Origin of the sequence: Algibacter sp. R77976 (assembly GCF_044594645.1) — a bacterium.
Taxonomy (GTDB): Bacteria; Bacteroidota; Bacteroidia; order Flavobacteriales; family Flavobacteriaceae; genus Algibacter_B.
The window spans coordinates 125056-149386 of the sequence record NZ_CP138989.1 but is presented as its reverse complement, the minus strand read 5'-3'; the positions used below and the strand labels follow the sequence as shown (position 1 = coordinate 149386).

The window sequence follows — 24331 nt, the reverse complement described above, 5'->3', positions numbered from 1 at the left end:
TGGATGTATGTTCATCTTCGGTCTAGCTGTGGTGTTTAAGTTGCTTAGTATTCAATTTCTACAAGGGGATGTTTATAGGGCTAAGGCAACAGAACGTGTGGTTAAAAATGTCATTATTCCTGCAAATAGAGGTAATGTGTATTCGGTTAACGGAAACTTATTAGCAACTTCAATTCCTAAATATGATATTCGTTTTGATGCCTTAACATCAAAGAGTAAGACTTTTGAAAAATATGTTAAGCCTCTTTGTGATTCGCTTTCAAAATATTCCGGTAAATCTTCAAGTAAACTTGAAAAAGATATTAGAAGGGCGCGTGCCAATAAAAATCGATATTATTTATTAGCAAGAAATATTGGGTATTCAGATTATATCCGATTAAGAACCTTTCCGTTATTAAGATTAGGAGCTTTTAAAGGAGGTTTAATTGTAGAGCAAACTACAAAACGAGAACATCCAATGGGCGGTATTGCGCAAAGGACTATTGGTTATGAGCGCATTGACGATAAAGGTAATGTAACTAGACCGGGTATTGATGGTGCTTTCGGAATAAAATATTTACGTGGTGTAGACGGGCAACGTAAAAAACAACAGATTGGTAAAGGGCAATGGAAGCCTTTAAGTGATGCTAATGAGATAGAGCCGCAAGATGGCTATGATGTTTATACAACTATAGATGTCAATATTCAAGATATAGCGCACCACGCATTGTTAGCGCAATTAGAAAAGTATAAGGCAGATCACGGTTGTGTTGTGGTCATGGAAACTAAAACAGGTGAAATTAGAGCGATTTCAAATTTAGGAAGAAATAAAAACGGTCATTATTACGAGCGTTTAAATTATGCGGTTGGTGAAAGTCACGAGTCGGGTTCTACGTTTAAGCTTATGGCGCTTGCTGCAGCTTTCGAAGATAAAGTTATTGATACTAGTGATGTGGTAGATACAGAAAAAGGAATTTTAAGTTTCTATGGAAAAAAAGTTCGTGATTCAAAATATGGTGGTTATGGTAAAATATCTGTTTCAAAGGCTTTTGAGGTGTCTTCTAATACGGGTATTGTAAAGGTTATTGATCAGGGGTATAGGAAGCATCCTGAAAAATTTGTGGATAGGTTGTATGATATGAATTTAAATAATGATTTAGATCTGCCAATTATAGGAGAGCCAAAACCAATTATTCCAGATCCTAGAGTTAAAAATGGTCGCTGGAGTGGTATTGCATTACAATGGATGGCTTACGGTTATGGCGTGTCCTTTACGCCATTGCAAACATTAACGTTTTATAATGCTGTTGCGAATGATGGTGTTATGGTTAAGCCTAGGTTTTTAAGAGAGGTTAAAGAGTTTGATAGGGTAATTGAGCCTTTTGAAAGAGAAGTTTTAAATAAGCAAATCTGTTCGAAGCAAACTATTTCAAAATTACAAGCATTGCTTAAAAATGTAGTAGAGAAGAAGCATGGCACAGGGCATCGTTTATATTCAAAAAACTTTTCTATGGCAGGTAAAACTGGGACTTGTCAAAAAGATTATAGAGATAAAGAAAAGCTAAATTACATCTCCTCTTTTGCAGGTTATTTCCCTGCAGAAAACCCTAAATACTCGTGTATTGTAGTTATCCATGAGCCAGATAAAGGTGTTGGTTATTATGGTGCAGATGTGTCCGGACCAGTTTTTAAAAGAGTAGCTCAAAAAATATACACAGATACGCCTTTAGTAGATGAGATTGAATCTTTAGAGGTTCAATTAGGAGCTGCAGATAATGAATATGAAGGTTTTTATAAAACAGCTCAAACCTATAAAAAAATAATGCCAAATTTGATTGGTCTGCCTGTAATGGATGCTGTTGTTCTGCTTGAGAATATGCAAGTGGATATTAAAGTAAAATTAGATGGCAATGGCGTTGTAAAAGCACAGTCTGTAAGTAAGAATACAAAACTTAAAAATAACCAAACTATAGTTTTAAAAGCATCATGATAGTTTTAAAAGACATATTGTATAAAGTAACATTAAATGCTGTGGTCGGTGATACTGGCATGCATGTTTATGCTGTGAATTTTGATTCTAGAAAAATTGAAGATGGTCATTTATTTGTGGCTATTCGTGGTTTGGTAGCTGATGGTCACAATTATATTGATACAGCTATAAAAAGTGGCGCAACAAGTATTGTTTGTGAAACTTTGCCAGAGAATTTGGTTGAAAGTGTTGCTTATGTTGAAGTAGATAATACAAGTCGAGCACTAGCGGTTATTGCTTCAAATTTTTATGGAAACCCATCCGAAAACTTAAGGTTAGTTGGTGTAACGGGTACAAATGGTAAAACCACGGTTAGTAGTTTGTTGTATCAGTTGTTTAAAAAAGCTGGGTATAAAGTTGGTTTGTTGTCTACTGTAAAAATTATGGTAGATGAAATAGAGTATAAAGCAACGCATACCACTCCGGACTCATTAACTATAAATAAATATTTAAGCGAAATGAATGCCGAGGGTGTTGAGTTTTGCTTTATGGAAGTAAGTTCTCATGGTATTCATCAATATAGAACAGAGGGTTTGTATTTTGAAGGTGGGATTTTCACTAATCTATCTCACGATCATTTAGACTATCACAACACATTCGCTGAATATAGAGATGTTAAGAAGAAATTTTTTGATGAGTTACCTAGTAAAGCCTTTGCGCTTGTAAATGCCGATGATAAAAATGGTGTGGTAATGCTTCAAAACACAAAAGCAAAAAAATATAGTTACGCTTTAAAGCAATATGCCGATTATAGAACTCAAATTTTAGAAAATCAATTTGGTGGTCTGTTGCTTAAGGTAAATGATAGTGAAGTGTGGACTCGACTTATCGGGAATTTTAATGCTTACAATGTGTTGGCTATTTACGCTACCGCGGAATTGTTAGGACTCGAAAAGGTAGAAATATTGCGGTTAATAAGCGATTTAGATAGTGTAAGTGGTCGGTTTCAGTATATTATTTCAGATGAAAAAATAACTGCAATTGTTGATTATGCACATACGCCTGATGCATTAAAAAATGTGTTAGAAACTATAAATAGTATTCGTACTAAAAACGAAGAGCTTATTACGGTTGTTGGTTGTGGTGGTGATAGAGATAAAACTAAGCGCCCAAAAATGGGGCACATAGCTTCTGCTTTAAGTACTAAAGTGATTTTTACAAGCGATAATCCACGAAGTGAAAAACCTCAGGATATTCTAAATGAAATTGAAGCAGGTGTAGAGCCTCAAAATTTCAAAAAATCTCTAACAATAGAGGATAGAAAGCAGGCTATAAAAACCGCTTGTCTAATGGCGCAACCAAACGATATTATTTTAATAGCAGGAAAAGGCCATGAAAATTATCAAGAGATTAATGGCGAACGCTTTGATTTTGATGATCTTAAAACAGTAAAAGAATTTTTAAAACAATTACAGAAATGAGCATGTTTATAAAGCTCGTATTAACAAAAATGTTTAATGGCGAATTACATCTGGTCATTAAGAACATTATAAAACAACAGATGAAATAATATGCTGTACTACCTATTTGAATATTTAGAAAAACAGTTTCAATTTCCTGGAGCTACACTTTTTGGTTTTATAACCTTTAGGGCGGCTTTGGCTATGATTTTGTCATTGTTAATTTCTACTATTTATGGTAAAAGAATCATTCGCTTTTTGCAAAAAAAGCAAATGGGAGAAACGATTAGGGATTTAGGTTTAGAAGGGCAAAAAGAAAAAGCGGGAACACCTACTATGGGTGGACTAATTATTATTCTAGCAACTCTAATACCTGTATTCTTGTTAGCTAAACTAGAAAATATTTATATCATTCTTTTGATAGTGACAACCTTGTGGATGGGTGTTATTGGTTTTGCTGATGATTATTTAAAAAAGTTTAAAAATGATAAAGAAGGCTTAAAAGGAAAGTTTAAAGTTTTAGGACAAGTAGGGTTAGGAATTATCGTGGGTACAACTTTGTTTTTTCATCAAGATGTCACCATGAAAGAGAAGTTGCCAATTGAAGAGCAAAGGGTTTTGTTAACGCAAAATCCAGATATAGAAGCTTCAAAATTGTTTGGAGATGAAATAAAAACTACTAAAACAACAATCCCTTTTGTAAAAGGAAATGAGTTTGATTACGCAGATTTAATAACATGGATTAGTCCGGGTCTTGAGAAATACGCTTGGATAGTTTTTATTCTTATTACTATAGTTATAGTAACGGGTGTTTCAAATGGTGCTAATCTAACCGATGGTATAGATGGTTTAGCAGCAGGAACTTCTGCCATAATTGTGTTGACTTTAGGGATTTTTGCTTTTGTGTCTGGGCGTACCGATTTTTCAGATTATTCTCAATATCATGTATATCCCAAGCGTAGGTGAGATTACTATTTATATAGCCGCTTTTGTTGGGGCTCTAATTGGGTTTTTATGGTATAATACTTATCCAGCACAAGTGTTTATGGGTGATACGGGGAGTTTGACAATTGGAGGTATTATAGCGGTTATTGCAATTGCGGTGCGTAAAGAATGGTTAATACCTGTATTATGCGGTGTTTTTATGGCAGAAAACTTATCGGTGATCATGCAAGTAAGCTGGTTTAAATATACCAGAAAGAAATTTGGAGAAGGCAGGCGTATTTTTAGAATGTCGCCCCTGCATCATCATTATCAAAAAGCTGGATATCACGAAAGTAAAATTGTAACACGATTTTGGATTGTTGGCATATTGCTGGCTATCCTTTCCATTGTCACTTTGAAAATTAGATAATACTTGTCATGCTGAGCGCAGTCGAAGCATCTCATGAAATGAAAACGAAACAAAAGAAATCAAACCCGAGTGAGCAGCTCTCCTCCAATGGAGGAGTTGGAGGAGGCTTTTTGGTCATATTAGGTGGTGGAGAAAGTGGTGTTGGAACAGCGCTTTTAGGAAAGGCAAAAGGCTATGAGGTTTTTGTTTCAGATAAAGGAAAAATAAAAGAAAAGTACAAACAAGTTCTTATACATAATGAGATTGAATGGGAAGATGAGCAGCATACAGAATCTAGGATTCTAAATGCTGATGTAGTCATGAAGAGTCCTGGTATTCCTGATAAAGTGGATTTGATAAAACAAATTCGCAAGAAGGGTATTGCAGTAGTTTCTGAAATTGAATTTGCATCAAAATTTACAGAGGCAACAATTGTTGGAATTACTGGAAGTAATGGGAAAACAACAACAGCAACGTTAACGCATCACATTTTAAAAGAAGAATTAAATGTGGGCTTGGCAGGGAATATTGGCGACAGTTTTGCGAAACAAGTTTTAGAGGAAGACTTTAAAAACTATGTTTTGGAGATAAGTAGTTTTCAGTTAGACGACATTATCGATTTTAAACCAAACATTGCTGTATTGCTAAATATTACACCAGATCATTTAGATAGATATGATTACAAATTTGAAAATTATATCAGCTCTAAATTCAGAATAGCTATGAATCAAACAAAAGATGATTATTTGATATATGATGCCGATGATGAAGTTATAGTTAATCATTTAAAAAATCATCCAGTTCAATCAACATTATTACCATTTTCATTAGTAAAACCTATAGAAAACGGAGCGTATTTAGATAAAGAAAATATTAGACTAACAATAAATAATAACGAAATAATTATGCCAACAGCAAATATTAAATTAGAAGGAAAGCACAATATTAAAAATGCAATGGCAGCTTCTACTGTAGCGCATTTATTGAAAATTAGAAAACAAACCATAAGAGAGAGTTTAGAAAACTTTCAAGCAGTTGAGCATCGATTAGAAGATGTGCTTAAAATAAATAAAGTACAGTACATAAACGATTCTAAGGCAACTAACGTAAATGCTACATATTATGCTTTAGAAAGTATGAGCGCTCCAACTGTTTGGATCGTTGGGGGTGTTGATAAAGGTAATGATTATGAAGAATTATTTCCGTTTGTAAATGAAAAAGTGAAGGCTATTATTTGTTTGGGAGTGGATAATGAAAAATTGATAAGCACTTTTGGTAATATGGTTGATATTATTGTTGAAACGCAATTTATGAGTGAGGCTGTAAAAATAGCTTATAAAATAGCAGAAACAGGAGATAATGTGTTGTTGTCGCCTGCGTGCGCTAGTTTTGATTTGTTTGAAAACTACGAAGATCGTGGTCGTCAATTTAAAAATTCAGTAAGAAATCTATAAAACACTAATTAAGTGCAAACACTATTTAAAAACATAAAAGGAGATCGTTTAATATGGGCAATAGTAGCTCTATTGGCTATTCTTTCGTTTTTACCTGTATATAGTGCTGCAAGTAATTTAGCTTATAAAGGTACAGGTAGCAATACATTTACGTTTTTTATAAAACATTTTGTTCATTTAGTTTTAGGATTTGCAATTATTTATGGTGTACATAAAATTCCATATAGGTATTTTAAAGGTTTGTCATTAATAATGATTCCTATAGTGCTTGTTTTACTCGGTGTTACTATGATGCAAGGAACAACAATAGAAGGAGCAAATGCAAGTAGGTGGATTCAAATTCCTTTTGTGGGTATGTCGTTTCAAACATCTACTTTGGCGGCTGTTGTGCTAATGGTTTATGTAGCAAGATATATGTCTAAGGTTAAGGATGAAGTTGTGAGTTTTAAAGCGTCTATTTTGCCACTTTGGATACCTGCTTTTTTGGTTTTAATTCTTATACTTCCTGCTAATTTTTCAACGGCAGCTATTATGTTTTTAATGGTTGTTATGTTGGTTTTTTTAGGAGGTTATCCATTACGGTATTTAGCTGTGATAATAGGTTCTGGAATTTTGGTTCTAACGTTGTTTATTCTTGTTGCAAAAGCATTTCCTGATGCCATGCCTAATAGAGTTGATACATGGATGGGGAGAATTGAAAGTTTTTCAAATCCAGAAGATACAGAGTCAGACTATCAAATTGAAAAAGCTAAAATAGCCATTGCTACAGGGCAAATATGGGGTGTTGGTCCTGGGAAAAGCATGCAGAAGAACTTTTTGCCACAATCATCTTCCGATTTTATTTTCGCTATCATTATTGAGGAATATGGGCTGTTAGGAGGTTTTTTGATTATGATTTTATACCTCTGGTTATTGTTTCGAATTGTTATAGTGGCTCAAAAATCCGATAGTATTTTCGGGAAGCTTCTTGTTTTGGGTGTTGGGTTGCCAATAGTTTTTCAGGCGTTAATAAATATGGCGGTAGCTGTAGAATTGTTTCCTGTAACAGGCCAAACATTGCCGCTTATTAGTAGTGGAGGAACTTCAATTTGGATGACGTGTTTAGCCATAGGAATTATTTTAAGTGTTAGTGCTAAGAGGGAAGAAATAAAAGAACAGGAAATAAATGAAGATAATCCATTAGAAATATTATCAGAAGCGTTGTAAATGAATCAGAATTATAAAATCATATTATCTGGAGGAGGAACGGGAGGTCATATATATCCGGCTATTGCCATTGCTAACGAGTTGAAATCTCGTTTTCCTGATGCAGAGTTTTTATTTGTTGGAGCCAAAGACAGAATGGAGATGGAAAAAGTTCCTCAAGCTGGTTATGATATTAAAGGATTGTGGATTTCTGGTATTCAGCGTAAGCTAACTTTAAAAAATTTAAGTTTTCCATTTAAACTGTTAAGTAGTCTTTGGAAAGCACGTAAAATAATAAAATCATTTAAGCCTAATGTAGCTGTTGGTACTGGAGGTTTTGCAAGCGGGCCATTATTGCAAATGGCTGTTTCAAATAATATTCCAACATTAATTCAGGAACAGAATTCGTACCCAGGCATTACTAATAAGTTGTTATCTAAAAAAGCTAATAAAATATGTGTGGCTTATGATGGTTTAGAGCGTTTTTTTCCAGAAGAAAAAATTGTTAAAACGGGAAATCCGTTACGTCAAGGTTTGTTGGATATTGAATCTAAAACGGTAGAAGCTAAAAACTTTTTCGATTTAAAACATGGTAAATACACACTACTTGTTATTGGTGGAAGTTTGGGCGCAAGAAGGATTAATGAATTAATCGAAAAAGAGTTAGATTTTTTAGATACTCAAAATATTCAAATAATATGGCAATGTGGGAAGTTGTATTATAAGCAATATAAAATATACGGAAATACAAAACATGTTCAGGTACATGAGTTTTTAAATAATATGGACTTGGCTTATGCTGCAGCCGATATTGTGATTTCAAGAGCAGGAGCAGGTTCTGTGTCAGAGTTGTGTATAGTTGGTAAGCCGGTAATTTTTATTCCGTCTCCAAATGTAGCCGAAGATCATCAAACCAAAAATGCTATGTCTATTGTTAATCAAGACGCTGCAATAATTATAAAAGAAGAAGATTTAGAGGCCGACTTTGAAAGCAAGTTTAAGCAGCTTGTGGCATCTCCAGAAAAACAAAAAAAGTTAGGAGATAACATAAAGAAATTAGCATTAGTAAATGCAACAAAAGAGATTGCAGATGAAGTTGAGAAACTTCTTAAAAACAATAAATGAATTTAAATAACATACATAACATCTATTTTATTGGCATTGGGGGCATTGGCATGAGTGCTCTAGCGCGCTATTTTAAAGCTAATAATAAGTGTGTTGCTGGTTATGATAAAACACAAACAGAAATCACAAATACTTTGACAGGTTTAGGTATTGAGGTTAACTTTTTAGATTCAATTGAAGGCATAGATTCAAAGTTTAAAAATATAGAAGATACATTAGTTGTTTATACACCTGCTATTCCTGATAAGCATAATCAGCTGAATTATTTTAATGAAAATGGGTTTACCGTTTTAAAGCGTTCTCAGATCTTAGGTTTAATAACAGAAAATACGTTTTGTTTAGCGGTAGCTGGAACACATGGTAAAACAACAACAACAAGTATTTTAGGGCATTTAATGCATGAATGTGATGTGCCTTTAACTGCTTTTTTGGGAGGAATAGGTGAAAATTATAATTCAAATTTAATTTTAAAAGGAACTGAGGTTTCGGTAGTTGAGGCAGATGAGTTTGATCGTTCTTTTTTAACATTATCACCAAATTTTGCCTGTATTACTTCAATGGATGCCGACCATTTAGATATTTATGGAGATGCTTCAGAATTAAAAAAATCATTTGAAGACTTTTCAAAAAAAATAAAGCCAAATGGGAAACTGTTTGTTAAAAACGGATTGCCATTAAAGGGGATAACATATGGTATAGAAGATGGTTCAGATTACAATGTTCAAAATATAAAAATTGAAAATGGTACATATGTTTTTGATGTAAAAACGCCAAAAACAATACTTGAAAATTTACAATTTAACCTGCCTGGTAGACATAATTTGTCTAATGCATTAATAGCCTTGTCGATGGCTGTAGAATATGGTTGCCCGCACCAACAGCTCGCCAAAGCATTAGCGTCTTATAAAGGGGTGAGGCGCAGGTTTACATATCAGGTAAAAACAGATGATTTTGTTTTTATTGATGATTATGCGCATCATCCAGAAGAAATAAATGCGGTACATCAAGCAGTTAGGGAAATGCATCCTAATAAAAAAGTTTTAGCCATTTTTCAGCCACATTTGTTTAGTAGAACACAAGATTTTGTAGATGATTTTGCAAAGAGTTTGTCACAATTTGATGAGTTGTTGTTGTTAGATATTTATCCGGCAAGAGAGTTGCCAATTAAGGGTGTTACTTCGTCTTGGTTATTAGGTAAAATAGAAAACGAAAACAAGCAATTAGTAAGTAAGGAACAGTTGCTGTCAAAAATACATGAAAGTAATGCTCAAGTAGTTCTAACAATTGGAGCAGGAGATATAGGAGAAGAAGTTAAACGTATTAAAAAAGAATTCAGTATTGCGAGTTAATTGGGGTTACATAAAAATGATTATTTTATTAGGCGTAGTGGTCTTTCTATTTGCTTTTGCATCATCAAGAAATGCGAGTAGAAATTTAACAAAACCTAATGTGAAATTCATTGGAGAAAACAATCTTTTTATTACTAACGAGACTGTTAGTAAATTGTTAATACAAAATTATGGTGGTGTTCAAAACATGCCCAAAGAAACTTTAGTTTTGAATGTATTAGAAAATGCCCTTAAATCTAATCCCATGGTTAAAACTGCAGAAGTGTATGTTGCTGTAAATGGTACGCTTAACGCTGAAGTAGAACAGAAAACACCTATTGCAAGAATAAGTACAAATGCGTCTTATTATATTGACGAAGAAGGTTCGTATATGCCGTTGTCAAAAAATTATTCTGCAAGAGTACCTTTAGTTACTGGTTATGTAGAGAAAAATAATTTAAAGAACGTTTATAAAATCGCTCTTAAAATTAGAAATGATGAGTTCTTGAAAAAACATGTTTTCGAGATTCATCAAGATATTAATAAGAAGCTTTTTTTAAAGCTTAGGAAATGTGATTTTTTAGTGCAATTGGGAGATGATAATTTTTTAGATAAAAAGATTAATAACCTAAAAGCATTTTATAAAATAAATCAAAAAGATAAAACACTTAACAATTATAGTAAAGTGAATTTGCAGTTTGAAAACCAAGTAATTTGTACCAAAATTTAAACTATGGAGCATAATTTAGCAGTAGGATTAGACATAGGAACCACAAAAATTGTGGCCATGATTGGTCGTAAAAATGAGTACGGCAAAGTAGAGATTTTAGGTATTGGTAAATCTAAAAGCTTAGGGGTACATCGTGGTGTAGTAAACAATATTACACAAACGATTCAATCTATTCAACAAGCTGTTCAAGAGGCCGAAGTTGCAGCAGATATGAAAATAGATGAGGTTACTGTCGGGATTGCGGGTCAGCATATTAGAAGTTTACAGCATAGTGATTATATAACACGTTCAAATTCTGAAACAGTTATTGATGATGATGATATTGATAGATTAATTAATCAAGTTCACAAATTAGTAATGCTACCTGGAGAAGAAATTATTCATGTATTGCCTCAAGAATATAAAATTGATGGTCAAGCTGAAATAAAAGAACCAATTGGTATGTATGGAGGTCGTTTAGAAGCGAATTTTCATGTTGTTGTTGGTCAAGTATCTTCTATTAGAAATATTGGACGTTGTGTACAAAGTTCAGGTTTAGATTTAGAAGGCATCACTTTAGAGCCTTTAGCATCTGCTAATGCAGTTTTATCTCAAGAAGAAAAAGAAGCTGGTGTAGCATTAATTGATATAGGTGGTGGAACTACCGATTTAGCAATTTTTAGAGACGGTATTATTCGTCATACTGCAGTTATACCTTTCGGCGGAAATGTAATTACTGAAGATATAAAAGAAGGTTGCTCAATTATTGAAAAGCAAGCAGAGTTATTAAAAATTAAATTTGGTTCTGCATGGCCAGGAGAAAATAAAGATAATGAGATTGTCTCAATCCCTGGTTTAAGAGGTAGAGAGCCTAAAGAAATTACATTAAAAAATCTGTCTAAAATTATTCATGCACGTGTTGTAGAGATTGTAGAGCAGGTGTATGTAGAGATTAAAAATTACGGACACGAAGAACAAAAGAAAAAATTAATTGCTGGTATTGTTTTAACAGGAGGCGGAAGTCAACTAAAACATTTAAAGCAATTGGTTGAATATATTACAGGAATGGATACCAGAATTGGATATCCTAACGAACATCTGGCTGGCGATAGTGATGATGATATCACAAGCCCTTTATTCGCAACAGCAGTAGGATTAGTGTTAGACGGTTTAAAACGTCAAGAAAGAATTAAAGTAGAACAGCAAGAAGAGCAAGTTGTTGAAGAAGAAGATGCTAAAGAAGAAGAGGAAGAAGTTAAAGAAAAACCTATTAAGGAAAGACGCTCATTTCTTGATAAGTTGACAGAGCGCGTTAAAGATTTTTTAGATAACGCAGAGTAGATTAAATCCATTGAATTAAAAATATTAAGTACAAAACCCCAGAAAAACAGAATTTTATGAGCAGCAAAAAAGAATTCGAAACAAGCATTTCATTTGATTTACCTAAAAATCAATCAAATGTAATAAAAGTCATAGGTGTTGGTGGCGGTGGTAGTAATGCCATAAATCATATGTTCCAGCAAGGTATTAAAGGCGTAGATTTTTACATTTGTAATACCGATGCACAGGCGCTTCAAAATAGCGGTGTTCCTAACAAAATCCAATTAGGATTAAACTTAACCGAAGGGTTAGGGGCAGGAGCAAATCCAGATATTGGAGAGCAATCAGCTGTAGAGAGTTTCGATGATATTTCTCAAATGTTAGACTCTAATACAAAAATGGTGTTTATTACTGCTGGAATGGGTGGTGGAACAGGTACTGGAGCTGCACCAATTATTGCTAAAATGGCTAAGGATTTAGACATTTTAACAGTAGGTATTGTTACAATGCCGTTTCAGTTTGAAGGAAGAATGCGTATTGAGCAATCTCAAAAAGGGATTGAAAAATTAAGAAATGTAGTAGATTCATTAATTGTAATTAATAACAACAAACTTCGCGAAGTTTACGGAAACCTTGGTTTTAAAGCTGGATTCTCTAAAGCTGATGAAGTATTATCTACCGCTGCTCGTGGTATAGCCGAAGTTATTACACATCATTATACACAAAATATTGATTTACGTGATGCTAAAACAGTATTAAGTAATAGTGGTACTGCTATTATGGGATCTGCGTTGGCATCTGGTCAAAATCGTGCACAAGACGCTATTCGTAAGGCGCTTGATTCTCCTTTATTAAACGATAATAAAATTACAGGAGCTAAAAATGTATTATTGTTAATTGTTTCTGGTGTTCAAGAAATAACTATTGATGAGATTGGCGAAATTAATGATCATATTCAAAATGAAGCTGGTCATGGTGCTAACATTATTATGGGTGTTGGTGAAGATGAATCTTTAGATGAGTCAATAGCGGTAACAATTATTGCAACAGGTTTTAACATAGAACAGCAAGACGAAATTTCTAATACCGAAACTAAAAAGGTAGTGCATTCACTTAGTGAAGAACAAGATTTAGATGCTGAAGAAAAAGAACCAGTAGTAATTGAGCCAATAATTGTATTAGAAGAAAAAGAGGAAGCACCTGTTGTTCGTCATACTTTAGAAATTGAACCAGAGGAGGAAGTATTTTTTGCTAAAAAAGAAGAGGTTCAAAAAGTTGAAGAAGTTGATGATGATTTTAAATTAATTCCTACTTCAGAAATTATCAAGAATATTGATGTCGTTTATAATGAAGTTAGTGCCAATATTGAAAACGTTACTAATAATATTGAGGAAGACGAAGATTTCATTATCAAGCCAGTAACAAGAATGGTTAATGATATTGAAGATGTTCAAGATATAGAGGTAATTTCAGATTACATTGAAGAAGAGCAACAAATTACATTAACCTTCGATTTACCATTATCAGCTTCAAATGAAACTATAGAAGAAGAAGAACTTGAAGAAGAGGTTATTTCTCATAATTTAACTGATGATATTAAAGATATTGATGTAAATGATCATGTTGAATTAATTACAGTAAATGAAACTAATGAGAAGGGAGATATAAGATATACTCTTGACGATTATGTTGAGGTGGAGTCTTCCATGAATAAATCACAAAAATCTGTAAATGAGGTTTTAGAAGAAGTTGAAGAAGAGATTGTTTTTGAAAAGAAAGTAGTTGTAGAGCCGGTTTCAATTGAAGAAGACTTGGAAGAAATTGATCCTATGAATAGTCCGATTTCTGAATTATTAAAAGAACGAGCAGAAGAGCGTAAGCGCAAAATGAAAGATTTCAATTATAAGTTTAACAACGCTAAAATTGATGATATTGAAAAAGAACCAGCTTATAAGCGTCAAGGAGTAGATTTAAATGATGCTAAGCATTCATCTGAAACCGATTTGTCAAGAACAAGTATAGGTATGGATGATAACGATGATATTCAATTAAGAAGTAATAATTCATTTTTACATGATAATGTAGATTAATTTATAACAATTTAACCTAGTGTGTTATTCAATGACCCGAAAAGTTCCCTCGACTTTTCGGGTTTTTTTCTTCAAGCATCTAACTTCAAACCTCTAACTTTTTTCTATCTTCGCATACAGTAAATATTTTAAAATTATGGGTTTACAACAAGAAGTAATGTCAGCTTTAAAAGAAGCTATGAAGTCTAAAGATCAAACAGCCTTAACAGCATTACGGGCTGTTAAATCGGCTATTTTATTGGCACAGACAGAAAGTGGTGCAAAAGAAGATTTAACAGAAGAGCAAGAGCTTAAAATACTTCAAAAGTTAGTTAAGCAACGTAAAGATAGTGCCGCTATTTATTTAGAGCAAGATAGAAAGGATCTTGCTTTACCTGAAATTGATGAAGCAGAAGTTATAAGTCAGTTTTTACCAGAAGCCTTAACCGATGAAGAGATAGAAAAAGTTGTTGTTGCAACTATTGAGCAAGTTGGAGCAGAAGGCATGAAAGATATGGGGAAAGTTATGGGCATGGTAAGTAAAGAATTAGCTGGTCAAGCTGATGGTAAAACCATTTCTAATATCGTAAAAGCCAAGTTGTCTTAAGTTAGTTTAAAAAATAATGGCTGCGTAGTTCAACTGGATAGAATATCAGACCTGCCTGCCGGCAGGCAGGTTTCGGCAAGTAAAAGAAGTTAGGATGATTTATTATGTTTATGTAATTAAAAGTGAAAAAGATAACCGATTATATAAAGGATTAACTCAAGATTTAGAAAAGAGAATTAATCAACATAATATGGGAGAGAATAAGTCTACAAAAGGATTTAGGCCATGGGTTTTAATATATTCGAAAGTGTTTACATCAAGACTGGACGCTAGAGATTATGAAAAATATTTAAAATCAGGCACGGGTAGAGATTTTTTGAAGACAATTATATAAAATTAATGGCTGCGTAGTTCAACTGGATAGAATATCAGACCTGCCTGCCGGCAGGCAGGTTTCGGCAAGTAAAAGAAGTTAGGATGATTTATTATGTTTATGTAATCAAAAGTGAAAAAGATAACCGATTATATAAAGGATTAACTCAAGATTTAGAAAAGAGAATTAATCAACATAATATTGGAGAGAATAAGTCTACAAAAGGATTTAGGCCATGGGTTTTAATATATTCGAAAGTGTTTACATCAAGACTGGACGCTAGAGATTATGAAAAATATTTAAAATCAGGCACGGGTAGAGATTTTTTGAAGACAATTATATAAAATTAATGGCTGCGTAGTTCAACTGGATAGAATATCAGACCTGCCTGCCGGCAGGCAGGTTTCGGCAAGTAAAAGAAGTTAGGATGATTTATTATGTTTATGTAATCAAAAGTGAAAAAGATAACCGATTATATAAAGGATTAACTCAAGATTTAGAAAAGAGAATTAATCAACATAATATGGGAGAGAATAAGTCTACAAAAGGATTTAGGCCATGGGTTTTAATATATTCGAAAGTGTTTACATCAAGACTGGACGCTAGAGATTATGAAAAATATTTAAAATCAGGCACGGGTAGAGATTTTTTGAAGACATTTATATAAAATTAATGGCTGCGTAGTTCAACTGGATAGAATATCAGACCTGCCTGCCGGCAGGCAGGTTTCGGCAAGTAAAAGAAGTTAGGATGATTTATTATGTTTATGTAATCAAAAGTGAAAAAGATAACCGATTATATAAAGGATTAACTCAAGATTTAGAAAAGAGAATTAATCAACATAATATTGGAGAGAATAAGTCTACAAAAGGATTTAGACCATGGGTTTTAATATATTCGAAAGTGTTTACATCAAGACTGGACGCTAGAGATTATGAAAAATATTTAAAATCAGGCACAGGTAGAGATTTTTTGAAGACATTTATATAAAATTAATGGCTGCGTAGTTCAACTGGATAGAATATCAGATTTCGGCTCTGAGGGTTGGGGGTTCGAATCCCTTCGCGGTCACGAATGAAAAGAAAGCAACCAAAAAAATAATCAAGCTTGCTTGAAATTATTTTTTTGGTTGCTTTCTTTTATCAAAGCGGAGCTTTGAGGGATATACAATCCCATTAAAAAGTCAAATTATTATAAAGACTGGCTTAAAAAGCTTGCTTGAAATTATTTTTTTGGTTGCTTTCTTTTATCAAAGCGGAGCTTTGAGGGATATTCAATCCTATTAAAAAGTCAAATTATTATAAAGAATGGCTTAAAAAGCAAGCTTGATTATTTTTTTGGTTGCTTTCTTTTATCAAAGCGGAGTTTTGAGGGATATCCAATCCCATTAAAAACCTTAACAAAAGTAAATTAAAGAAAAGACTCCAATTTATCCACCATTTCTGTGCTGCCACAAAAAAATGGAATACGCTGATGTATCTCTGTAGGTTTAATATCTAATATGTGTTGAACGCCATCTGTTGCTTTTCCACCAGCTTGCTCTGTTAACAAAGCAATAGGGTTTGCTTCGTACAGTAATCTTAATTTACCGTTTTTATTTTTAGTGCAATTGGGATTTGGTTGGCAGTCTGTCTATTGACATTGCCCCTGGAAACCATCCATAATAGCATTTCTGCCTTTTGCTTTTTCACCAAAACGTAAGGCTTTTAGTTTTGGATTTGCAATCATTAAATCACGACAAATTAGTGTTATTTTAATAACCTTCTACTATTCTTGTTCTTTAACTTCAGCAGATTTTTGAGCTTCAGGACTGTTATAATCTTGCAAGAAATTAACATCTACCATAGAACCTGCAATACCCATAGTAGATAGTTTAACAAATATCCCTAAGGCTCCTGGATTGTATCGTCCAGATTTGCAAGGTAACATTGTAAATACAGAAACCTCAGTTTAGGGAATTGCCATGAAAGTAAAAAAAAGGGGAGGCTTATTTAGTTCGCTTTGAGATGCAATAAATTAGTAGACTATCTCATACGTATTAGTTCAGTTATGATATTTATCATACATTTTTAGGTTTTGGTTTAGTAATTTTAGAGGACTAAAACAAAAATGTTATGATTAGAAAAGAGCCAATTTCAATGATTATGACCGCGGACGTCATCACATTAAAACAAACAGATAATTTAGAAACCGCAGAGCATCTTTTTAAGCACCATAAAATTAGACATATTCCTGTAGTTAATGGTAAAAAGATAGTTGGGATGTTAAGCTATACCGATTTACTTCGTTTAAGTTTTGCAGATGTAACTAATGATGATGATAGTTCTGCAGATTTGATGGTTTACAGTATGTTTACGATTGAGCAAGTAATGAAACAAAGTATTGAAACAGTATCTTCATCTAACTCTATTAAAGAAGTAGCAGAAATATTGGCTATAAAAGAATTTCATGCTCTACCTGTAGTAGATAATAATGTGCTAGTTGGTATTGTAACCACTACAGATCTTATAAAATATTTATTAAAGCAATTTTAGCCAGATTTTCGGTATTATGACATCCTTATAATTGATATGTTTTTTTATTATCAAGTGTTTATTAAACAAATTTAAACCTGAAGATTATGAGAGCTTATACACCAGTTTCAACAATAATGACTAGAAACATTATTGCCATAACTACTGAAGAAGATTTAGAAAGAGTAGAAGCGTTGTTCAGTCGGAATAAAATTAGACACATACCTGTAATGTCCAACGGTGTAATTGTGGGTATGCTAAGTTATACAGATTTAATGAGAATTAGTTTTTCTGAAACTTCTGATGATGAAAGTGAATCGGTAGACTCGGTAGTATTTAATTCGTTTACAATTGAACAAGTAATGGTTAAAGATGTCGTAACTGTTACAAGCGATACCTCTATAAAAGACGTTGTTAAAATTTTAGCTAATAGGGAGTTTCATGCTTTGCCTGTTGTTGATAATGGTAACTTAGAGGGAATAGTAACAACTACAGATTTATTAAACTATATGTTAAAACTAATTTAAGAATTAGCTAGTGCTTTTAAGTCTTTTATCGTTTCAGGCTGATTAGAACTTTTAAAAACATAACTTCCAGCTACTAGAACATCTGCACCCGCATCAACAAGCTGTTTTGCATTTTTATTAGTAACACCACCATCAATTTCAATTTTGGTGGAAGCACCTTTTCTTGTAATTAAATCTTTTAGTTGTTTAACCTTACTATATGTGTTTTCAATAAAACTTTGACCTCCAAAACCAGGATTAACACTCATTATGCATACTAAATCTATATCATTAATAGTGTCTTCTAAAACATTTATATTGGTATGAGGATTCAAAGCAACACCAGCTTTCATACCTTCATTCTTAATTGCCTGAAGCGTACGATGTAAATGCGTGCAAGCTTCGTAGTGAACGGTTAAAATATCACTTCCTAAATCTGCAAATGTTTTTATGTATCTATCCGGATCCACAATCATTAAGTGCACATCAATAGTTTTATTAGCATGTTTACTTATAGCTTGTAAAACAGGCATACCAAAAGAAATATTTGGAACAAAAACACCGTCCATAATATCAATATGAAACCAATCGGCTTCACTAGTGTTAACCATTTCTATATCACGTTGAAGGTTAGCAAAATCTGCTGCTAGTATTGAAGGTGCAATTAATTTAGAATCCATTGTTTTTTGTTGAAATATAATGCAAAAGTAAATGTTTTAAAATCTTTTTTAGGTTAAGACGCCTATAAAATTTTCAACCATTAGAATAACCTTGTTAGCTACTTTATTATCAGCTTGTTTTAACCAATTAAGGTATTCGTTTAGTTCATTAAATTCTTGACTGCTTTTTACTATAGAAAATCCGAAATTGTAATCTTCAAATATCCGTTGTTCAATAGTATTGTTTATTACTTTTATAATATTTCTATGTCTAGTGTCAAATCTAATTTTGTCATAGGTCAAATCAACATGTTCTTCAACACCTTCAAGAACTTGCAAAAAATTACCATTATGGAATATTAAAACACCAGTAATATTTCGTTTTAAATTATTTTGTTTTGCCTTTAAATATATTTTTTTTATAGATTCTATAGACTCATATTCGCTCGAGTCACTTATATAGCATATGGTTTTAAGCATTTTTGTTGTGAGGGTTTTGGTTGAGAGATGGTTTTGGTTTTAAGTTGTTTGTTTAATACGAAGTTAAGAAAAAAAATAAACCCGCGGTAATCAGCCGCGGGTTCTTTCATCAATCAAAAAACGAACAGTTATGTTGTAACTGTTGTTACTGTAATTTAGTCGTAATTTTTAGTAATTACTATCCTAAATATGTTTTTAATATTTTACTTCTAGACGTATGTTTTAATCTACGAATAGCTTTTTCTTTAATTTGTCTTACACGCTCACGAGTTAAATCGAAAGTCTCACCAATTTCTTCAAGAGTCATTGGGTGTTGGTTTCCTAGACCAAAGTATAAACGAATAACATCTGCTTCACGAGGTGTTAATGTTTCCAAAGCACGTTCGATTTCTGTACGTAAAGATTCGTGTAATAATTCACGATCTGGGTTTGGAGATTCTCCAGAGTTTAATACATCGTATAAGTTAGAATCTTCACCTTCAACTAAAGGCGCATCCATACTTACGTGACGACCAGAGTTTTTCATAGACTCCTTAACATCGTTAATAGTCATATCCAATTCTTTTGCAATTTCTTCTGCAGAAGGTGGACGTTCATGACTTTGCTCTAAAAAGGCAAATGTTTTATTAATCTTATTGATTGAACCAATTTTGTTTAAAGGTAAACGTACAATACGCGATTGCTCAGCTAATGCTTGAAGAATCGATTGACGAATCCACCAAACGGCATACGATATAAATTTAAAACCACGCGTTTCATCAAAACGTTGTGCGGCTTTAATTAAACCTAAATTACCTTCATTAATTAAATCGGGTAAAGTAAGTCCTTGGTTTTGGTATTGTTTTGCAACAGATACAACGAAACGTAAATTAGCTTTTGTTAACTTCTCTAAAGCGATTTGATCACCAGCTTTAATACGTTGTGCTAATTCAACTTCTTCGTCGGCTGTAATTAAATCAACCTTACCAATTTCCTGTAGATATTTATCTAACGAAGCGGTTTCTCTATTGGTAACCTGCTTCGTAATTTTAAGTTGTCTCATCTAATGTTGTCCTGAATTTAATTGTGAATAAATAGGTCGCTCAATAGTTATACGCACAATTGTTACTTTTTGTTACAAAAAAAATAAATTATTTTTAATGCTTTAGTTATTAGACTCTTGATTTGCTAAAAAGTCACAAAGCTATTTAATTGTTCTAATTTTTTAATCAAAAAAAACCGTTTCAAACTAATGAAACGGTTTTTATTTTATTCAATTAAAAGAACTTAATCTTCCTTCTTATCTTCTCTAGGTCTTCTATCGTCACGACGGTTATCGCGTCCACGATTATCTCTACCTCTGTTATCTCGTCCTCGATTATTATCTCTTGGTGGTCTTTCAACATAACCTTCTGGTTTTGGTAAAATAGCTTTTCTAGATACTTTTTCTTTACGTGTACGTTTGTCTATACCAAAATATTTTACATCAAATACGTCGCCCATGTTTACAACATCGGATACATTTTCTGTACGTTCCCAAGCTAATTCACTAACGTGTAATAAAACTTCGTTTCCTGGAGCGTCCATATATTCTACAACAGCACCAAAATCAAGCATTTTAATAACTTTTACTTCATAAACGCTACCAACTTCAGGCTTAAATAAAATAGAATCTATTTTTGCCATAACAGCATCAATACCTTTGCTACCAACACCTAAAATTTCTACAATACCTTCTTCTGTAACAGGATCTTCGTTAATAACGATAGTTGTTTCAGTTTCCTTTTGCATTTCTTGAATCACTTTTCCTCCTGGTCCAATTAATGCACCAATAAATTCATTAGGAATACGTCTAGATACCATTGTAGGAGCGTGGTCTTTAACATCTGCATTAGGTGTTTCAATAGTTTCTGTAATTTTACCTAAAATATGTAAACGACCGTCACGTGCTTGTTTTAAAGCATTTACAAGAATTTCATAAGAAAGTCCTTTTACTTTAATATCCATTTGGCAAGCAGTAATTCCGTCTTCAGTACCTGTAACTTTAAAGTCCATATCACCTAAGTGATCTTCATCACCTAAAATATCAGAAAGAACAGCGTACTTTCCAGAATCAGCATCAGAGATTAATCCCATAGCAATACCAGAAACAGGTTTCTTTAATTGTACACCCGCATCCATCATAGCCATTGTACCAGCACAAACTGTTGCCATAGAAGAAGAACCATTAGATTCTAAAATCTCAGACACCACACGTACAGTATATGGGCAATCTTCAGGAACCATACCTTTTAAAGCACGTTGTGCTAAATTACCGTGTCCAATCTCACGACGAGATGTTCCACGAATAGGTCTAGCTTCTCCAGTTGAGAAAGGAGGGAAGTTATAATGTAAATAGAAACGGTCTTCACCTTCAAAAGATGGCATATCTATTTGTGCAGCTTCTCTACTTGTACCTAAAGTAACGGTAGCTAAAGCTTGAGTTTCCCCACGAGTAAATATAGAAGAACCATGTGTAGAAGGTAAGTAATCTACCTCACACCAAATTGGTCTAATTTCATCAGTTTTACGTCCATCTAAACGTAAACCTTCGTTTAATGTTAAATCTCTAACAGCAGCTTTTTCAGCTTTGCTATAATATTTAGAAATTAATCCACCATAATCTGCTTGCTCTTCTTCAGAAAAACTTGCTATTATTTCTTCTTTAATCTCACCAAAAGCAGCGCTACGTTCGTGCTTAGCAGAACCTGCTTGAGCTATAGCATATACTTTATCGTAAGCCATGTCGTGAATTTTCTGAGCTAAATCAGCCTCTTCTCTTTCACCATCATACTCACGTACATCTTTTTTACCGAAAGCCTTAGCTAAAGCTTCTTGAGCAGCACATTGCACTTTAATAGCTTCGTGTGCAAACTTAATAGCCTCAGTCATTTCTTCTTCAGAAATCTCATCCATTTCACCTTCAACCATCATTACAGAATCAGCAGAAGCTCCAATCATCATATCGATGTCAGACTCTTCCAATTGTGCTCTAGTTGGGTTAATAATAAATTCTCCGTTAACACGACCAACTCTAGCTTCAGAGATAGCACATTCAAACGGGAAATCTGATAATTGAATAGCTGCAGAAGCGGCTAAACCTGCCATAGCATCAGGCATAACTTCAGGATCGTGAGACATTAACTGGATCATTACCTGAGTTTCAGAATGGTAATCTTTTGGGAATAATGGACGTAAAACACGATCCACTAAACGCATCGTTAATACTTCACCGTCACTAGGTCTAGCTTCTCTCTTAAAGAAACCTCCTGGGTAACGACCAGCAGCAGCAAATTTCTCTCTGTAATCTACCGTTAACGGTAAAAAGTCAACATCTGCTTGCTTGTAATTGGAAACAACAGTACACAAAAGCATACATTTTCCAGATTGAACAACAACAGAACCATGTGCCTGTTTTGCTAATTTTCCGGTTTCGATAGAAATCTCTCTACCGTCTCCTAGGTCAATAACCTCTTTAAAAACTTTTGGAATCATAAATTTTTTCTTGTAATTCAAGTAAATGCATACTCAAATCATGTTAAACAATGGTCGTTGTGTTGTTGTGTGTAGTTGTTGTGTGCGACAAATAAATGTCTGTGACCAATGAAAAACTGATAATCCTGAACTTGTTTCAGGACCTGCTTATTCATATTGCGCGGTTTAAACTCCTACGCTCGAGTTATATTATTTGGGCGCCTGCCTGCCGGCAGGCAGGTTACCTAAAGGTCGGGCTTTACGTTGCAAGTCCTCGCTCTTCCTTCGTCAGGCTGTGGGCTTTTCTCTGCAATCCCTAACGCAAAAACAAAAAACCACGTTAAAATAACGTGGTCTTTTATTTTTTAGATTTATTTTCTTAAACCTAATTCTTTAACTATTGCACGATATCTTAAGATATCTTTCTTAGTTAAGTAATCAAGTAAGCTTCTTCTTTTACCTACTAATTTTACCAAAGAACGCTCTGTATTATAATCTTTACGATTATTTTTTAAGTGCTCAGTTAAGTGGTTAATTCTTTGAGTAAACAAAGCAATTTGTCCTTCTGCAGAACCGGTATCGTTTTTACCTTTACCGTGTTTTGCAAACATTTTTTCTTTTTCTTCTTTTGATAAATACATGCTAATATTATTGTAAATGATTTTTATGTACACGAAAGCCTTTCTTTCGAGCGGCAAATATAATGTTTTTTTGGTTTTATTTTATTTTCCTTTTAATTTATCTCTAAAGAAATTTAAAATAAGCTACGTGTTTATGTTTAGGTAGAATATTGAATAAGTATTTTAATAATAAAATCACTAGATTAAGCAGTATTAAAAATTATAAACGATAGCTCTTGAGTTATAATAAAACTCAAGGTTTGTTGTTCAATTCACTTGGCATATAACCAAATCGGTCTTTAAATTTTTTACTAAAATAAGAAGAGCTATTTAGACCTATACTGTATTTAACCTCTTTTATTTTTAAGCCATTAGAAGAAGATAATAATTCGTGTGCTTTTTTTAATCGTAATTCTAAGATGTACTTTGCAGGTGTCATATTTTTTTCTGCAGAAATAATTCTCGATAATTGTCTTTGACTATAACCTGTTTTAAGAGAAAGTGTTTTAACATTAAAATCTTCTTTAGAAAGGTTCTTATTTATTTGCTCGAATATTTGGGAGAAGTTATTGTGTTTATTCTCAGGTTCTGCAAAAGAGTCTATGTTATTGGTATAGAGTTTTATATTAGATATTGCCCTTCTTTGTTTAAAACAATTAATTATATAGTTTTCAACGCTTGAGTCTTTAAGCATCAAATTATCAATGTTTTTCGTTTTAATTATTAAAAAAGAAACTGTTTTATGCGTTGAGAATGATGAGTATTCGTTATTAAATTTATGCCCATTTATTAATGGTTCTATAATATTGTTTTTAATTAAATTAAATTGACTTTGATTTGTGTTAAGGAAAGCTTCTACACTATTAAATGAAAAAGAATAATCAAAATTAGGAGCTAATATTTTATCATAATATTGATTCAAGTTGTAGTCATCATCAATAATTATGGTGTTAATTTTTAAACCTTCAATATGGATGTGCTCAGACTCGCTTCTACTGTTTAGAGAAGTAATAAGGTCAAAAATACTGCTGCTTATTTTTTTTTGATTAGCGCTCAAATAATATCTTTTAAATTATGACCATTTTTTTCTAATAAGTCACACTTAAAAATAAAATTAACCATTTATTTTAAAAAAGAACCTAATTTAATAGTTAATTTTATGTAAATTATAGATTACAAAAAAATGTTTTTTATCGAGGATAATTATCAT

At 32.9% G+C, this 24331-nt stretch carries 26 protein-coding genes, 1 tRNA gene and 1 pseudogene; 19 read left to right on the top strand and 9 right to left on the bottom strand.

Translation table 11 applies throughout. The annotated features are described in order from the left end of the window. Positions 1–7: 7 nt before the first annotated feature. From SJY43_RS00640 to SJY43_RS00560, 17 genes are all read left to right on the top strand, one after another. On the top strand, positions 8–1969 hold the full coding sequence (locus tag SJY43_RS00640) for a penicillin-binding protein (RefSeq protein ID WP_396603432.1): 1962 nt from the start codon (positions 8–10) through the stop codon (positions 1967–1969). Then, positions 1966–3429: a UDP-N-acetylmuramoyl-L-alanyl-D-glutamate--2,6-diaminopimelate ligase gene (locus SJY43_RS00635; RefSeq protein ID WP_396601924.1), complete on the top strand. Its 1464-nt coding sequence runs from the start codon at positions 1966–1968 to the stop codon at positions 3427–3429. Before SJY43_RS00640 ends, SJY43_RS00635 begins: the two co-directional genes overlap by 4 nt. Before the next feature lie 90 nt (positions 3430–3519). Beyond that, positions 3520–4374 carry a hypothetical protein gene (locus SJY43_RS00630; protein WP_396601923.1) on the top strand — a complete coding sequence of 285 codons (855 nt, stop codon included), beginning with the start codon at positions 3520–3522 and terminating at the stop codon, positions 4372–4374. Next, on the top strand, positions 4352–4762 hold the full coding sequence (locus SJY43_RS00625) for a hypothetical protein (RefSeq protein WP_396601922.1): 411 nt from the start codon (positions 4352–4354) through the stop codon (positions 4760–4762). The genes SJY43_RS00630 and SJY43_RS00625 overlap by 23 nt, the downstream gene beginning before the upstream one ends. An 8-nt stretch (positions 4763–4770) precedes the next feature. Then, positions 4771–6195, top strand: a complete 1425-nt coding sequence (gene murD, locus SJY43_RS00620; RefSeq protein WP_396601921.1) for a UDP-N-acetylmuramoyl-L-alanine--D-glutamate ligase — start codon at positions 4771–4773, stop codon at positions 6193–6195. Between the two features lie 12 nt (positions 6196–6207). Next, positions 6208–7401, top strand: a complete 1194-nt coding sequence (locus tag SJY43_RS00615) for an FtsW/RodA/SpoVE family cell cycle protein (protein ID WP_396601920.1) — start codon at positions 6208–6210, stop codon at positions 7399–7401. Then, entirely contained in the window at positions 7402–8505 is a 1104-nt protein-coding gene (gene murG, locus SJY43_RS00610) for an undecaprenyldiphospho-muramoylpentapeptide beta-N-acetylglucosaminyltransferase (RefSeq protein WP_396601919.1), read from the top strand. After that, positions 8502–9854, top strand: coding sequence for a UDP-N-acetylmuramate--L-alanine ligase (gene murC / locus SJY43_RS00605; protein WP_396601918.1), 1353 nt, complete (start codon positions 8502–8504; stop codon positions 9852–9854). Before murG ends, murC begins: the two co-directional genes overlap by 4 nt. Positions 9855–9870: 16 nt before the next feature. Further along, on the top strand, positions 9871–10563 hold the full coding sequence (locus tag SJY43_RS00600) for a cell division protein FtsQ/DivIB (RefSeq protein ID WP_396601917.1): 693 nt from the start codon (positions 9871–9873) through the stop codon (positions 10561–10563). A 3-nt stretch (positions 10564–10566) separates the two neighbouring features. Next, on the top strand, positions 10567–11883 hold the full coding sequence (ftsA, locus tag SJY43_RS00595; protein WP_396601916.1) for a cell division protein FtsA: 1317 nt from the start codon (positions 10567–10569) through the stop codon (positions 11881–11883). 56 nt (positions 11884–11939) lie between these two features. Further along, the gene (gene ftsZ, locus SJY43_RS00590; protein WP_396601915.1) at positions 11940–13952 is read left to right on the top strand and encodes a cell division protein FtsZ; all 2013 of its coding nucleotides are present in this window, start codon (positions 11940–11942) and stop codon (positions 13950–13952) included. A gap of 136 nt (positions 13953–14088) precedes the next feature. Continuing rightward, positions 14089–14538 (top strand): GatB/YqeY domain-containing protein, encoded by a 450-nt coding sequence (locus SJY43_RS00585; RefSeq protein ID WP_396601914.1) that lies wholly within the window; start codon positions 14089–14091, stop codon positions 14536–14538. A 94-nt stretch (positions 14539–14632) separates the two neighbouring features. Then, positions 14633–14872 (top strand): GIY-YIG nuclease family protein, encoded by a 240-nt coding sequence (locus SJY43_RS00580; RefSeq protein ID WP_396601913.1) that lies wholly within the window; start codon positions 14633–14635, stop codon positions 14870–14872. An 83-nt stretch (positions 14873–14955) separates the two neighbouring features. Next, positions 14956–15195 carry a GIY-YIG nuclease family protein gene (locus SJY43_RS00575; RefSeq protein WP_396601912.1) on the top strand — a complete coding sequence of 80 codons (240 nt, stop codon included), beginning with the start codon at positions 14956–14958 and terminating at the stop codon, positions 15193–15195. Between the two features lie 83 nt (positions 15196–15278). Further along, a complete protein-coding gene (locus SJY43_RS00570) occupies positions 15279–15518 on the top strand; it encodes a GIY-YIG nuclease family protein (RefSeq protein WP_396601911.1) in 240 nt (79 codons plus the stop codon). An 83-nt stretch (positions 15519–15601) separates the two neighbouring features. Continuing rightward, entirely contained in the window at positions 15602–15841 is a 240-nt protein-coding gene (locus SJY43_RS00565) for a GIY-YIG nuclease family protein (RefSeq protein ID WP_396601910.1), read from the top strand. A 7-nt stretch (positions 15842–15848) separates the two neighbouring features. Beyond that, positions 15849–15922: transfer RNA gene (locus SJY43_RS00560), tRNA-Arg, on the top strand. A gap of 339 nt (positions 15923–16261) precedes the next feature. Here the strand turns inward: SJY43_RS00560 and SJY43_RS00555 are convergent. The 3 genes and pseudogenes from SJY43_RS00555 to SJY43_RS00545 form a co-directional block, all read right to left on the bottom strand. Next, positions 16262–16465 (bottom strand): annotated as a pseudogene (locus SJY43_RS00555) (fructose-bisphosphatase class I); the annotation flags it as partial. An 18-nt stretch (positions 16466–16483) separates the two neighbouring features. Continuing rightward, positions 16484–16603: a hypothetical protein gene (locus SJY43_RS00550; protein WP_396603431.1), complete on the bottom strand. Its 120-nt coding sequence runs from the start codon at positions 16601–16603 to the stop codon at positions 16484–16486. Positions 16604–16618: 15 nt separating this feature from the next. Continuing rightward, positions 16619–16780, bottom strand: a complete 162-nt coding sequence (locus SJY43_RS00545; protein ID WP_396601909.1) for a hypothetical protein — start codon at positions 16778–16780, stop codon at positions 16619–16621. Between the two features lie 185 nt (positions 16781–16965). Between SJY43_RS00545 and SJY43_RS00540 the strand changes: the two genes are divergently transcribed. Further along, on the top strand, positions 16966–17385 hold the full coding sequence (locus SJY43_RS00540; RefSeq protein WP_396601908.1) for a CBS domain-containing protein: 420 nt from the start codon (positions 16966–16968) through the stop codon (positions 17383–17385). 86 nt (positions 17386–17471) lie between these two features. After that, entirely contained in the window at positions 17472–17891 is a 420-nt protein-coding gene (locus SJY43_RS00535) for an HPP family protein (RefSeq protein ID WP_396601907.1), read from the top strand. Here SJY43_RS00535 and rpe read toward each other — a convergent pair. The 6 genes from rpe to SJY43_RS00505 all read right to left on the bottom strand — a co-directional run bounded on the left by rpe (position 17888) and on the right by SJY43_RS00505 (position 24178). Beyond that, positions 17888–18550, bottom strand: coding sequence for a ribulose-phosphate 3-epimerase (gene rpe / locus SJY43_RS00530; protein WP_396601906.1), 663 nt, complete (start codon positions 18548–18550; stop codon positions 17888–17890). The genes SJY43_RS00535 and rpe overlap by 4 nt on opposite strands. Before the next feature lie 48 nt (positions 18551–18598). Continuing rightward, positions 18599–19009 carry a BLUF domain-containing protein gene (locus tag SJY43_RS00525; protein WP_396601905.1) on the bottom strand — a complete coding sequence of 137 codons (411 nt, stop codon included), beginning with the start codon at positions 19007–19009 and terminating at the stop codon, positions 18599–18601. A gap of 178 nt (positions 19010–19187) precedes the next feature. Further along, positions 19188–20051: an RNA polymerase sigma factor RpoD/SigA gene (locus SJY43_RS00520; protein WP_034041378.1), complete on the bottom strand. Its 864-nt coding sequence runs from the start codon at positions 20049–20051 to the stop codon at positions 19188–19190. 224 nt (positions 20052–20275) lie between these two features. Then, entirely contained in the window at positions 20276–22522 is a 2247-nt protein-coding gene (locus SJY43_RS00515; RefSeq protein WP_396601904.1) for a polyribonucleotide nucleotidyltransferase, read from the bottom strand. 350 nt (positions 22523–22872) lie between these two features. Beyond that, positions 22873–23142, bottom strand: a complete 270-nt coding sequence (rpsO, locus tag SJY43_RS00510; protein ID WP_396601903.1) for a 30S ribosomal protein S15 — start codon at positions 23140–23142, stop codon at positions 22873–22875. A 232-nt stretch (positions 23143–23374) separates the two neighbouring features. Beyond that, the gene (locus tag SJY43_RS00505) at positions 23375–24178 is read right to left on the bottom strand and encodes a helix-turn-helix transcriptional regulator (RefSeq protein ID WP_396601902.1); all 804 of its coding nucleotides are present in this window, start codon (positions 24176–24178) and stop codon (positions 23375–23377) included. Between the last annotated feature and the right edge of the window lie 153 nt (positions 24179–24331).